The sequence below is a fragment of the Bacillus sp. EU55 genome (genome assembly GCF_038005925.1).
Lineage (GTDB): Bacteria > Bacillota > Bacilli > Bacillales > Bacillaceae > Bacillus > Bacillus velezensis.
Genome location: NZ_JBBOUE010000001.1, coordinates 1,684,522 through 1,697,525 on the forward strand (window position 1 = coordinate 1,684,522; position 13,004 = coordinate 1,697,525).

13 protein-coding genes and 1 riboswitch are annotated in these 13,004 nt (G+C 48.2%); of the genes, 12 read left to right on the forward strand and 1 reads right to left on the reverse strand.

Annotation, left to right across the window (positions count from 1 at the left end):
• Nucleotides 1-23 precede the first annotated feature (23 nt).
• A riboswitch (SAM riboswitch) is annotated at nt 24-128 on the forward strand.
• Between the two features lie 127 nt (nt 129-255).
• From NYE50_RS08710 to NYE50_RS08740, 7 genes are all read left to right on the forward strand, one after another.
• A complete protein-coding gene (locus NYE50_RS08710) occupies nt 256-957 on the forward strand; it encodes a phosphoadenylyl-sulfate reductase (RefSeq protein ID WP_003154369.1) in 702 nt (233 codons plus the stop codon).
• A 12-nt stretch (nt 958-969) separates the two neighbouring features.
• Entirely contained in the window at nt 970-2,034 is a 1,065-nt protein-coding gene (locus NYE50_RS08715; protein WP_127069731.1) for an inorganic phosphate transporter, read from the forward strand.
• Nucleotides 2,035-2,082: 48 nt separating this feature from the next.
• On the forward strand, nt 2,083-3,231 hold the full coding sequence (sat, locus tag NYE50_RS08720; protein WP_039063057.1) for a sulfate adenylyltransferase: 1,149 nt from the start codon (nt 2,083-2,085) through the stop codon (nt 3,229-3,231).
• Between the two features lie 13 nt (nt 3,232-3,244).
• Nucleotides 3,245-3,838 carry an adenylyl-sulfate kinase gene (cysC, locus tag NYE50_RS08725; RefSeq protein WP_159354144.1) on the forward strand — a complete coding sequence of 198 codons (594 nt, stop codon included), beginning with the start codon at nt 3,245-3,247 and terminating at the stop codon, nt 3,836-3,838.
• Between the two features lie 124 nt (nt 3,839-3,962).
• Entirely contained in the window at nt 3,963-4,736 is a 774-nt protein-coding gene (gene cobA, locus NYE50_RS08730; RefSeq protein WP_007409740.1) for a uroporphyrinogen-III C-methyltransferase, read from the forward strand.
• The gene (locus NYE50_RS08735) at nt 4,737-5,522 is read left to right on the forward strand and encodes a sirohydrochlorin chelatase (protein WP_159354145.1); all 786 of its coding nucleotides are present in this window, start codon (nt 4,737-4,739) and stop codon (nt 5,520-5,522) included. It abuts the gene before it with no gap.
• On the forward strand, nt 5,503-5,991 hold the full coding sequence (locus NYE50_RS08740) for a precorrin-2 dehydrogenase/sirohydrochlorin ferrochelatase family protein (protein WP_159354146.1): 489 nt from the start codon (nt 5,503-5,505) through the stop codon (nt 5,989-5,991). Before NYE50_RS08735 ends, NYE50_RS08740 begins: the two co-directional genes overlap by 20 nt.
• 312 nt (nt 5,992-6,303) lie before the next feature.
• Here the strand turns inward: NYE50_RS08740 and NYE50_RS08745 are convergent, their stop codons facing one another.
• A complete protein-coding gene (locus NYE50_RS08745) occupies nt 6,304-8,010 on the reverse strand; it encodes an Rqc2 family fibronectin-binding protein (protein ID WP_224988032.1) in 1,707 nt (568 codons plus the stop codon).
• Between the two features lie 119 nt (nt 8,011-8,129).
• Between NYE50_RS08745 and NYE50_RS08750 the strand changes: the two genes are divergently transcribed.
• The 5 genes from NYE50_RS08750 to rpoZ all read left to right on the forward strand — a co-directional run bounded on the left by NYE50_RS08750 (nt 8,130) and on the right by rpoZ (nt 12,934).
• Nucleotides 8,130-10,802, forward strand: a complete 2,673-nt coding sequence (locus NYE50_RS08750; RefSeq protein ID WP_159354148.1) for a calcium-translocating P-type ATPase, SERCA-type — start codon at nt 8,130-8,132, stop codon at nt 10,800-10,802.
• Nucleotides 10,803-10,883: 81 nt separating this feature from the next.
• On the forward strand, nt 10,884-11,759 hold the full coding sequence (locus NYE50_RS08755) for a YicC/YloC family endoribonuclease (RefSeq protein ID WP_014417740.1): 876 nt from the start codon (nt 10,884-10,886) through the stop codon (nt 11,757-11,759).
• Between the two features lie 76 nt (nt 11,760-11,835).
• Nucleotides 11,836-12,105 (forward strand): extracellular matrix/biofilm regulator RemA, encoded by a 270-nt coding sequence (gene remA / locus NYE50_RS08760; protein WP_003154355.1) that lies wholly within the window; start codon nt 11,836-11,838, stop codon nt 12,103-12,105.
• 7 nt (nt 12,106-12,112) lie between these two features.
• A complete protein-coding gene (gene gmk, locus NYE50_RS08765) occupies nt 12,113-12,727 on the forward strand; it encodes a guanylate kinase (RefSeq protein ID WP_003154347.1) in 615 nt (204 codons plus the stop codon).
• A gap of 3 nt (nt 12,728-12,730) precedes the next feature.
• Nucleotides 12,731-12,934, forward strand: a complete 204-nt coding sequence (gene rpoZ, locus NYE50_RS08770) for a DNA-directed RNA polymerase subunit omega (protein WP_003154346.1) — start codon at nt 12,731-12,733, stop codon at nt 12,932-12,934.
• Nucleotides 12,935-13,004 lie beyond the last annotated feature (70 nt).

Below are 13,004 nucleotides of genomic sequence, written 5' to 3' on the forward strand. Positions count from 1 at the left end.
TAAAATTTAGTACAAATCTAAAAAGCTTATCAAGAGCGGCTGAGGGACTGGACCGATGACGCCCGGCAACCTGCGTGTCATGCAAGGTGCCGCATCCAGAAAAATGCACAGCATTTTGAAGATAAGGGCTATACCGGGTCACTGTCTTTCATTCCGCTGGATTGAAAGTTTTTTATATGAAAAAAAGATTGAGGGATAAGACAACCGGCAGAAAACAACAGCTGTTTGATTGTCTCCGGGAGGAGGAAAGGAAAAATGCTAACGTATGACACATGGGAAGAGCCGGCGATTACATTTCCGGAAGACGATTCCTATAAAGGCGCGCTGTCCGTTTTAAAATGGGCATACGGCCACTACGGAGACCAGCTTGTTTACGCGTGCAGCTTCGGGATTGAAGGGATCGTCCTGATCGATTTAATTTCTAAAGTAAAGAAAGACGCGGAAATCGTGTTTCTCGATACGGGTCTTCACTTTAAAGAAACATATGAAACGATCGAAAAAGTGAAAGAGCGTTACCCGGGACTGAACATTATCCTGAAAAAGCCCAGCCTTACTCTTGAAGAACAGGCCGAGGCTCACGGAGATAAACTGTGGGAAAGAGAACCGAACCAGTGCTGCTACATCAGAAAAATTCTGCCGTTAAGAGAAGCGCTCGCAGGGCATCCGGCATGGCTGTCCGGTCTTCGCCGGGATCAAGGGCCGAGCCGGGCGAATACGAATTTCCTGAATAAAGACGACAAGTTTCAATCGATTAAAGTATGCCCGCTGATCCATTGGACATGGAAAGACATCTGGAGATATACTTCCAAGCATGAGCTGGATTACAATATCCTCCATGATCAGGGGTATCCGAGCATCGGCTGTGAACCGTGCACTTCACCTGCGTTTACCGCGGAAGATTTGCGGAGCGGCAGATGGAACGGCATGGCGAAAACAGAATGCGGACTGCATGAATAAAGGAGCTGCCCGATGGAATTAGCCGCTATTTTATTCTGCATGTTTTTTGCCATGAATATCGGAGCCAGCGGGGCCGCGGCATCAATGGGAGTCGCTTACGGGTCCGGCGCCGTTAAAAAGAAAACGTATGCGCTGATCATCTGCGCGGCCGGAGTCCTGTCAGGGGCGGTTATCGGCGGCGGTGAAGTCGTTAAGACGATCAGCGGCGGAATTATTCCCGAACAAACCATTACGCTCACCATTGTCTGCATTATTATCGGATCGGCGGCGCTATCATTATTCACGGCGAATGTGCTCGGCATTCCGCTGTCGACGAGTGAGGTCACTGTCGGGGCGATTGTCGGTGTCGGCGTCGCGTACAAAGTATTGTTTTTACAGCATCTTTTGGTCATCGTGAGTTTTTGGGTGCTTGTACCGTTTGTCGCGTTCTGTTTCACGTTTCTCGTCTCGAAGGTATTCAGTTCTCTGAATATTCGAGTCATTTCGAATCGGAAACAGAAGATTTTAGGGATTGTGCTGCTGATTGCGGGGTTTTGGGAAGCTTTTTCCGCCGGAATGAATAATGTCGCAAATGCAGTGGGCCCTCTGGTTGCTGCGGGCGTGCTCAGCGTGTCCAAAGGAACGCTGTACGGAGGCATCTTTGTCGCTCTCGGCGCTCTGCTTTTAGGACGTAAAGTGCTTGAAACCAACGGGAAAAAGATTACGAGATTTTCAGCCGGAGAAGGCATACTGCTTTCAGGAACCGGCGCGGGGCTTGTCATTATCAGTTCCGTCTTCGGTCTGCCGGTCCCATTGGCGCAAGTCACATCATCATCAATTATCGGCATCGGAATGGCCAAAAACGGGCCGAACGTTTTTCATAAAGAAGTCGTGAAAACGATGCTCAAAGTATGGGTCGTTTCGCCGTTTTTGTCACTGTCGATTTCGTATTTGCTTGTCTCCCTGCTGTTAAAAGGAGATTACTATTCCATCTTTATGATGGCCAGCGTGCTTTTGGCAGCTGGCGGAGCCGCCAGTCTGATGAAAGCCATCCGAAAAGAGAAACGCTCTGTCCATGAACAAGGCGGAGGCATTTAACTATTAATCTGAGTTTATTTATCTGTTAACTGGGAGGAATCGTGTATTATGAGTTTAGCACCGCACGGAGGAACATTAATTAATCGGGTGAATGAGCAGTATGATCTTACATCCGTCCAAAAAGAAATTGAGCTTGATTTGATTTCGTTCGCTGATTTAGAGCTGATCGGGATCGGGGGGTACAGCCCGATTGAAGGATTTTTCACAGAAAAAGATTACGTGTCAGTCGTTGAAAATATGCGTCTGGCATCCGGGGTTGTCTGGTCCCTGCCGATCACGCTTCCGGTCGATTCAGAAAAAGCGGCTGAGCTTGCCGTCGGCGACACGGTGAAACTGACTTACGGCGGAGAAACATACGGCGTCGTCGACATCGAAGATATTTATACGCCGGATAAACAAAAAGAAGCCGTTCACGTATATAAAACCGATGATGCCGCGCATCCGGGCGTGAAAAAATTATTTTCACGCGGCGATACGTATGTCGGCGGGCCGATCACATTAGTTAAAAAAGCGTCAAAGCAGTTTCCCGAGTTTACATTTGAACCTGCCGATACAAGACGAAGCTTCGAAGAAAAGGGCTGGAAAACCATCGTCGGTTTCCAAACGAGAAATCCGGTTCACCGCGCCCACGAATATATCCAAAAAACCGCGCTTGAGACGGTTGACGGCCTGTTTTTGAATCCGCTCGTCGGTGAAACAAAATCAGATGACATTCCGGCGGATGTCAGAATGGAAAGCTACCAGGTGCTGCTCGATCATTATTATCCGAAAGACCGCGTTTTCCTCGGCGTATTTTTGGCGGCAATGCGGTATGCGGGGCCGAGAGAAGCCATTTTCCACGCGCTTGTCCGCAAAAACTACGGCTGCACGCATTTTATCGTCGGCCGCGATCATGCCGGCGTCGGTGATTACTACGGCACATATGAAGCGCAAGAGCTGTTTGATCAATTTACAGCGGATGAACTCGGGATTACACCGATGAAATTCGAGCACAGCTTCTTCTGCCGGAAATGCGGCAACATGGGAACGGCCAAAACATGCCCGCATGACAGAGAAGACCACGTCATTCTGTCAGGAACAAAGGTCAGAGAAATGCTGCGAAGCGGCGTCATGCCGCCGGCGGAATTCAGCCGTCCTGAAGTTGTCGAGGTGTTGATTAAAGGGCTGAAAACGAAAGAAGAAGCAGGCGTTTCTTAAGGAGGAAAATAGAGTGACAAATCGTGATATCGTGTGGCATGAAGCCTCAATAAAGAAAGAAGAATACCAGCAGAAAAACAAGCATAAAAGCTCTATCCTCTGGCTGACGGGCTTAAGCGGTTCAGGGAAATCCACGATTGCAAACGCCGCAGCGCGCGAGCTGTTTGAACAAGGCTATCAAGTCATCGTGCTTGATGGTGATAACATCCGCCACGGCTTAAACAAGGACTTAGGTTTTTCGGATGATGACCGCAAGGAAAATATACGCCGCATCGGGGAAGTGGCGAAGCTTTTCGTTCAGCAGGGAACCATCGTCATCACGGCGTTTATTTCTCCGTTCCGTGAGGACAGAGATCAGGTGAGAGAGCTTGTGGCAGAGGGCGAACTTAATGAAATCTACGTGAAATGCGATCTCGATATATGTGAAAAGCGCGATCCGAAAGGTTTATATAAAAAAGCAAGAAATGGTGAAATTCCGTTCTTTACGGGGATCGACTCACCGTATGAAGAGCCGAAAGCGCCTGAGCTCGTACTTGATTCAGGCAAATGTGAACGCGAAGAATGCACGGGAAGACTGGTTGACTTTGTGAAAAACAGCTTAGCATAATAGGTCCAAAAAGGCCGCGCAATCAGCCGGATATCCCCCCTAATGGCGGGATATGGTAAAATAGCTGAAGTGCGGCCTCGCGGCTGTTCAGGGAAGATTTCAAAACGGATCGGGGAGACATGCTATGGGGAAAGTATTTATCGTTGGAGCCGGTCCGGGAGATCCGGACTTATTGACGGTGAAGGCAATGAAAGCCATACAGAAAGCGGACGTTATATTATATGACAGATTGGTAAGCAAAGAGATTTTACAGTATGCCGGAGAAGAAGCGGATCTGATTTACTGCGGCAAGCTCCCGGATTTTCACATTATGAAACAGGATACGATCAACCGTTTCCTTGTGAAGTATGCGAAAAAAGGAAAAACCGTTGTAAGGCTAAAGGGGGGCGACCCGTTTGTTTTCGGCCGCGGAGGCGAAGAAGCGGAGGCTCTCGCGCAAAACGCCATTCCGTTTGAGATCGTTCCCGGCATTACATCAGGAATCGCGGCTGCTGCTTATGCCGGCATTCCCGTGACGCACAGAGAGGCGAGCTCCAATGTCGCATTCGTTACGGGGCATTATAAACAAGAAGACGACTTTGAAGAAAAATGGAAAGCGCTGGCGACGGGCATTGATACGCTGGTGATTTATATGGGAATTAAAAATATCCGGCAGATTGAAAGAATGCTGCTGGAAAACGGCAGAGACGCCGGCACCCCGGCAGCCTTTATTCATTGGGGAACGACGGACAGGCAAAAAACTGTCGTCTGCACCGTCGGCACGCTTTCAGACACAGTGATAAAAGAAGAAATCAAAAACCCGAGCTTAATTGTTATCGGCGATGTCGTCAATTATCACTGCAAACTGGACTGGTATGCATCTGAACAGAAAAATCTGGATTTGAGCGAGGCGTTGTAAATGAAGCAGGCGATTTTATACATCGGGCACGGAAGCAGGCTGAAAAAAGCGCAGACAGAGTCGGCGGCGTTTTTAAAAGGGTGCATGCCGCACGCTGACGCTCCCATTCAGGAAATTTGTTTTTTAGAACTGCAGGAACCGTCTATTGAAGCGGGATTTGAAGCATGTGTCAGACAAGGTGCCACTCATATTGCGGCCGTGCCTTTGCTGCTGTTGACCGCTGCCCACGCAAAACATGACATTCCGGCTGAAATCGCCTGTGCGGCGGCCCTGCATCCCTATATAAAAGTGACATATGGTGTTCCGATCGGAGTGGACGATGAAGTCGTAAAAGCGGTGCATCATCGCATTGAAGATACCGGAGTGCCCATTGAGCAGGCGAAAGTGGTGCTGATCGGAAGAGGAAGCACAGATCCGGCAGTTAAAAACGCAGTCAGTGAGATTGCCGGAAAACTTGAGGCGATTACACCTGTTAAAGAAGTCATCCCTTGTTTTTTAACAGCATGTGACCCGCACTATAAAGAAGTGTTTGCCGGCCTTGAAGAGGATGACGGAGCACCCGTTTTTATCGTTCCATATCTTCTGTTTACCGGACTTTTAATGACTGAGATTGAACGGGAAGTTCAAAAGCTTCAAACGATCAATCAAAATGTTCATCTCGCTTCATACTTAGGTTTTCACCCGCATATTAAGCAGGCGTTTTTGAACCGTGTGTCAGAAGCTGTTCGAAATCCCGGCGGTCAGTTTGATTTTAAGGGGGGACAGTATGCTGCCTCTGCACATTAATCTCAGCGGAAAAAGAATTGTCATCGCGGGCGGAGGCAATGTTGCCTTAAGAAGACTCAAAACAGTGCTTCCGGAAGGCGCGGATATTACTGTAATCAGTCCCGATGCCCTGCCTGAAATTAAACAGCTGGCGGATGAAGGACGTATCCGCTGGGTTTCCCGTAAAATTGAAATGAAGGATCTTGCGCCCGCTTTTTTCATCATTGCCGCGACAAATGACCGCAGCGTGAATCGGGAGATAGCCGAGGGCGCTTCTGAAACGCAGCTGGTCAATTGTGTAAGCGAGGCTGAACGGGGCGGCGTGTATATGCCGAAGATCATCCGCAAAGGGCGCATTCAAGTATCCGTATCAACAAGCGGCGCAAGCCCTGCACATACGAAAAGACTGGCTGAGGACATAAAGCCTCTCATTACTGCTGATTTGGCTGAAGAAGTGGATCGATTATTTGAGAAAAGAAGAAGACCATAAAAAACACCTTGTCAGTCCCTCCCCATGCCGCCTGGACTCCGCCCGCATACAAAGGAACGGTCAGAGACCCCGGCATGATTATATTGACTGCCCGGATGTGCTCAGGTGCGGCGAGGGAAGGTGACAGTATCCGCCGCCAAATCAGGTGTGACCGCTTTATTCAGAGACAGCCCCGGCGGATCAGGCAGACATGACGGGAAACTGATCAGATACTGTAAAGATCGGTTCTGACGGCTGGGAGAGTTTCGTCTCCGTTTATAAGTAATAAAAAACACCTCCAAGCTGAGTGCGGGTTTCAGCTTGGAGGTGCGTTTATTTTTTCAGCCGTATGACAAGGTCGGCATCAGGTGTGACAAATACGGTGTGCTGGCTGTCATAGGTGACAAATCCGGGCTTTGCGCCGTTTGGCTTTTTCACGTGTCTGATTTTTGTATAATCAACGGGAACGGAGCCGGAATCTTTCGCTTTGGAAAAATAAGCGGCGATCGCAGCCGCCTCCAGTATGGATTGTTCATCCGGATCGCTGCTTTTAATCACAACGTGGGAACCGGGAATGTCTTTCGTGTGGAACCATAAATCATCCCTTGCGGCAGCTTTTGTCGTTAAGTATTCATTTTGTTTATTGTTTTTGCCGACAAGAATCGTCAATCCCCGTGAAGATTCATATTGCTCCAAAACAGGAACGTGCTGCTTCTGCTTTTTCTGTCCTCGCTGCTGTTTCGGTCGCAGATATTTGCCTTCCACAAGCTCTTCCCTTATTTCGTGAATATCCTTTGTGGAGGCGGAGGAGAGCTGCTGGATCAGCTGATCGAAATAAGCGATTTCCTCCTCGGCCAGACGGATCTGTTCTTTTACCACCTCGACGGAATTCTTCGCCTTTTGATACTTTGTAAAATACATCTGCGCGTTTTCTGACGGTGTTTTATTCGGATTTAAAGGGATGGTCACTGTTTTACTTTCTTCATCATAATAATTGATGACTTCCGCTTCTTTGTCACCTTTTTTCAGCATATACAAATTCGCCGTCAGCAGTTCGCCGTATAGCTGGAATTCCTTCGCGTTCTCTGAGTAGTCGAGCGTCTTTTCCAGCTTTTTTATCTTATTGGCGTTCTTTTTCCGTTCATTTGCGACAAACCGCTCGAGATCCTGAGCCTGCTGTTTGACGCGGTCGCGTTCCGCCTTGCCGAAATAAAACCGGTCCAACAGCTCACTCAGTGAGTGAAAGGTGCGCTCCTCTCCGTTTACATGTGTGAGAGACAGGAGATAAAAGTATTCCTTTCCGCCGGCTGTTGTAATGTTTGGTGTAAACCTGCAATCTTTCACGGCATGGAACATTTCAATCAGCGTCTTCGGCAGCGTTATTTTGTTAGCGAGACCCGCTCTGTGAATGGCTTCTTTTGCAAACAGCGGAGAAACACCGGAGAAATGTCTGACGATCTGCTGGTCAAGCCGTCCTTCCTGAAAACTGAGATAACGCAAAACGTCTTCTTCGTCCGCGGCGAGCGGCGAAATTTTTTCCTGAGCGGGAGGAAGCTTGTAATCATAGCCCGGCAGAACGGTCCGGTAGCTGTTCATCGACGGAGATAAATGTTTCAGCCCGTCGATGATGGCTCCTTCTCCGTCAGTCAGGATAATATTGCTGTGCCGCCCCATAATTTCAACATACAGCGTTCTTACGGTTTCGTCGCCGATTTCATTTCTGCTTTTTATGCGGAATATCATAATCCGGTCTAATCCGGCCTGTTCTATTTTCTCAATAAATCCGCCTTCTATATGCTTTCTGAGCAGCGTACAAAACATCGGCGGCTCGCTCGGATTTTCATAGGCCTGATTCGTCATGTGCACCCGTGAATAGCTCGGATGCGCCGATAATAATAATTTATGGTTTTTTCCGTTAGCGCGGATATGGAATATCACATCGTGCTTAAAAGGCTGATGGACTCTCGTGATCCGGCCTCCGGCAATCCGGCTGTTTAATTCATGTGTCATTCCGTATGTAAACATGCCATCAAAAGACATATAAAACACCCTTTCCTTCTTCCTGCATTCGATAATTATAGCATGAAAAGGGACGAGTCAGAATAAGCTTGTTTACAGAGTGACATCTCTAAAGCGAGGCAGGGGAGTGGACGAGAAGAATGAAGTTTCATGAAATGGGACAAACCGATTTGCTGAAAGCAACAAATACGTCCATTAAACAGGGGTTGACCGAAAAAGAGGTGAAAAAACGCCTTGAAAAGCACGGACCGAACGAGCTTCAGGAGGGCAAGAGGACACCGGCGATCGCCGTGTTTTTCGCCCAATTTAAAGATTTTATGGTGCTCGTGCTGCTGGCGGCAACCTTAATATCCGGGTTTTTAGGCGAATATGTAGATGCCGTAGCGATTATGGCGATTGTATTTGTCAATGGGGTTCTCGGTTTTTTTCAAGAGCGGCGGGCGGAAAAGTCTTTACACGCATTAAAAGAGCTGTCAACGCCGTATGTGTCAGCGTTGCGGGACGGGAGCTGGAAGAAAATTCAGTCCAAGGAGCTCGTTCCCGGCGATATCATGAAATTTTCAAGCGGCGACCGGATTGGCGCGGATGTGCGGATCGTTGAAGCGAAAAGCCTTGAAATTGAGGAATCGGCGCTGACCGGGGAATCAATTCCGGTGGTTAAACAAGCTGATAAACTGAGAAAGCCGGATGTTTCGTTAGGCGACATCAGCAATATGGCGTTTATGGGTACGATCGTAACGCGCGGCAGCGGTATCGGCGTCGTCGTCGGTACAGGAATGAATACGGCAATGGGGAAAATCGCCGATATGCTGGAATCCGCCGGCAGCCTTTCAACACCGCTGCAGCGAAGGCTTGAAGAGCTCGGCAAAATTTTAATTATAGTCGCGCTCCTTTTAACGGTATTGGTCGTTGCAGTCGGCGTCTTACAGGGACATGAGCTTTACAGCATGTTTTTGGCCGGGGTGTCATTGGCCGTCGCCGCGATTCCGGAAGGGCTTCCCGCCATTGTTACGGTGGCATTATCAATCGGCGTCCAGCGCATGATCAAACAAAAATCAATTGTCAGAAAGCTCCCGGCGGTTGAAACATTGGGCTGCGCCTCTGTCATTTGTTCTGATAAAACCGGCACGCTGACACAAAACAAAATGACCGTCACCCATATGTGGTCAGGGGGAAAAACATTTAAAGTGTCAGGCATCGGCTATGAGCCGGAGGGCGTTTTCACCCGAGATGAGCGGGAAATCAAGCTGAAAGATGAGAAGATTCTTGAACAGATGCTGGTTTTCGGCGCGTTGTGCAACACATCTGAAATCTCACTGAAAGACGGCCGTTATGTACTCGACGGTGATCCGACAGAAGGAGCGCTGCTGACGGCTGCAAGAAAGGGCGGCTATTCAAACGATTGGCTCAGCGGGCAATACCGCGTGGTTGCCGAGTTTCCGTTTGACTCCGTCCGCAAAATGATGACCGTCATTATAGAGGATAAGGAAAAAAAGCAGTTCGTCATCACTAAAGGAGCGCCCGATGTGCTGATTGACCGCTCGTCACATCTGATGCACGGCGCAAGAAGTACGCCTTTTTCAGGAGAAAAGAAAGCAGAAACGGAAGCGGTTCTGAAAGAGCTGGCGTCGCAAGCTTTGCGTACGATCGCGATTGCTTATAAACCGCTTAAGCCCGGAGAAAAGCCGACAATGGAGCAGGCGGAAAAAAATCTGACGATGCTCGGCTTGTCAGGCATGATTGATCCGCCCCGTCCGGAGGTCAGACAGGCGATTAAAGAATGCCGTGAGGCCGGCATTAAAACGGTTATGATCACAGGAGATCACGTCGAAACGGCAAAGGCCATTGCAAAAGATTTGCGTCTTCTTCCGAAAAAGGGGCGTGTGATGGACGGCAAGACGCTGAATGAGCTTACGGAGAAAGAACTTATCGAAACGGTCGATGATGTCTACGTCTTCGCACGCGTGTCGCCTGAACATAAATTGAAAATCGTCAAAGCGTTCCAGGAAAACGGACACGTCGTCGCCATGACGGGAGACGGGGTTAATGACGCGCCGGCCATAAAGCAGGCAGATATCGGTGTTGCCATGGGCGTGACGGGAACGGATGTGGCAAAGGAAGCCTCTTCTCTCATTCTGGTGGATGATAACTTTGCTACGATTAAATCAGCCATAAAAGAGGGACGGAATATCTATGAAAATATAAGAAAATTCGTCCGATATTTGCTCGCCTCCAACGTCGGTGAAATTTTAGTGATGCTGTTTGCGATGCTTCTCGCTCTGCCGCTGCCGCTCGTTCCGATTCAGATATTGTGGGTGAACTTAGTCACTGACGGGCTGCCGGCGATGGCCCTCGGTATGGATCAGCCGGAAGGAGATCTGATGAGGCGGAAGCCGCGGCATCCGAAAGAAGGAGTGTTTGCGCGAAAACTGGGCTGGAAAGTCGTATCAAGAGGGTTTTTAATCGGAGCCGCAACCATTTTAGCGTTTATCATCGTCTATCACCGCAATCCTGAAAATCTGCCCTACGCACAGACCGTTGCATTCGCGACTCTTGTCCTGGCTCAGCTTATACACGTGTTTGACTGCCGGAGCGAAACGTCTGTTTTCTCCCGGAATCCGTTTGAAAATATCTATCTGCTCGGCGCCATCATTTCTTCTATCTTCCTGATGGTCATCGTCATCTATTATCCGCCGCTGCAGCCGATTTTCAAAACAGTGCCGATTACGCCGGGCGATTGGATGCTGATTATCGGGATGTCGGGCATACCTACTTTTTTGCTGGCGGGTTCACTTTTGACAAGAAAAAAATAATTCCATATGATATAATCTTAGGGGTAATAGCATGTCTATTGCCCTTTTATTTTGATAACGGGAAAGAATTGGGTGTTTCATATGATACGGAGTATGACAGGCTTCGGCAGCGCAAGCAGCACAAAAGGCGATCTCTCGGCAACCGTTGAATTGAAATCCGTCAATTACCGGTTCAAAGAAGTGAACGCCCGCCTGCCACGGCCTTTGCTATATGTAGAGGATAAGCTGAAACAAACGATATTGCAGCATATACAGCGCGGAAGAGTAGAGCTGTTTCTCACTGTAAACAGTGACGCGCTCATAAAAAGAAGCCTGAACATCGATTGGGAGCTCCTTGATGAATATGTGAGCGCCGCACGCGTCATGAAAGAGCGCTACAGCCTGGCCGCAGAACCCGATGCAATGGATTTCTTTAAATTTGAACATATTGCGCAGATACACGAAGAACAGATGCGTGATGACAAGCTTGAAGAAGTCATCAGGGAAGCCGCTGAGCTGGCTGTAAAGGAACTTTGTGACATGAGGGAAAAAGAAGGACGGCTTTTGGCGGAAGACTGCTTTCTGCACATTGAGCGGCTTGAGACGCTGTCCGAACAGGTGAAAGAGCGCGCTTCGGCCGTTGTTATTCAATACCGCGAGCGTCTTTACGCCCGAATGAAGGAATGGACGGAGGACGCACTCGACGAAAGCAGGCTGATCACGGAATGCGCCATTTTCGCCGACCGTTCTGATATCACGGAAGAAATTACCAGATTGAAGAGCCATTTTGTTCAATTCCGTGATATATTAAAAGAAGGCGGGGCAGTCGGCCGCAAACTTGATTTCCTTGTTCAGGAGCTTAACCGGGAAGCGAACACGATCGGCTCAAAAGCCAATGATCATCAAATCACAAAGCTTGTCGTTGAAATGAAAAGTTCTATTGAAAAATTGAAGGAACAAGTGCAAAATATAGAATAGCGACTGTGCGTATTGTTTACAGACGGTCTCTTCAGGTTACACTAGAGACGTCTATTTTACAGGGGGAACGTAGAAGATGACGATTAAACTGATTAATATCGGATTTGGCAATATCATCTCCGCCAATCGGATGATTTCGATTGTCAGCCCGGAGTCTGCGCCAATAAAGCGAATGATCCAGGATGCAAGAGACCGCGGAATGCTAATAGACGCTACATACGGACGAAGAACCCGTGCAGTTGTCGTCATGGATAGTGATCACATTATCTTATCTGCCGTCCAGCCTGAGACAGTTGCACACAGACTTTCTGTGAAAGAAGAAATTATGGATGAAGGGCAGGGGTAATTGCCGCATGAAAGAAAGAGGGTTATTAATCGTTCTCTCAGGTCCCTCCGGAGTTGGAAAAGGAACGGTTCGGCAAGCAATATTTTCACAACAGGACACAAAATTTGAATACTCAATTTCAGTCACGACGAGAAACCCGAGAGAGGGCGAGGTCGACGGCGTCGATTATTTCTTTAAATCCAGAGATGAATTCGAACGCATGATTGAAAACAACAAACTGCTTGAGTGGGCGGAATATGTCGGCAACTATTACGGAACGCCCGTTGATTATGTCGAACAGACGCTTCAAGAAGGAAAAGACGTCTTCTTAGAGATTGAAGTGCAGGGCGCGCTCCAAGTGCGGAATGCATTTCCGGAAGGCCTGTTTATCTTCTTAGCGCCGCCGAGTCTTTCTGAACTGAAAAACAGAATCGTGACAAGAGGGACTGAAACCGACGATTTAATCGAAAACAGAATGAATGCCGCAAAAGCTGAAATCGAAATGATGGACGCGTATGATTATGTCGTTGAAAACGACGATATCCAAACGGCTTGCGACAAGATTAACGCAATCGTTCTCGCCGAGCACTTAAAACGTGAACGCGTCGCTCCGAGATATAAGAAAATGCTGGAGGTAGAATAACTTATGTTAGATCCGTCAATTGACTCTTTAATGAATAAATTAGATTCTAAATATACGCTGGTGACCGTGTCTGCAAGACGCGCGCGTGAAATGCAGATCAAAAAAGACCAGCAGATTGAACATACCATTTCTCACAAATATGTAGGCAAAGCTTTAGAAGAAATTGACGCGGGCCTGCTTTCGTTTGAAAGAGAAGACAGCGAATAACAAGCACACGTAGCAACCTATCTCTACATAGGTTGTTATTTTTTTCCGTTTGGGATTTGTCCAATGCTTT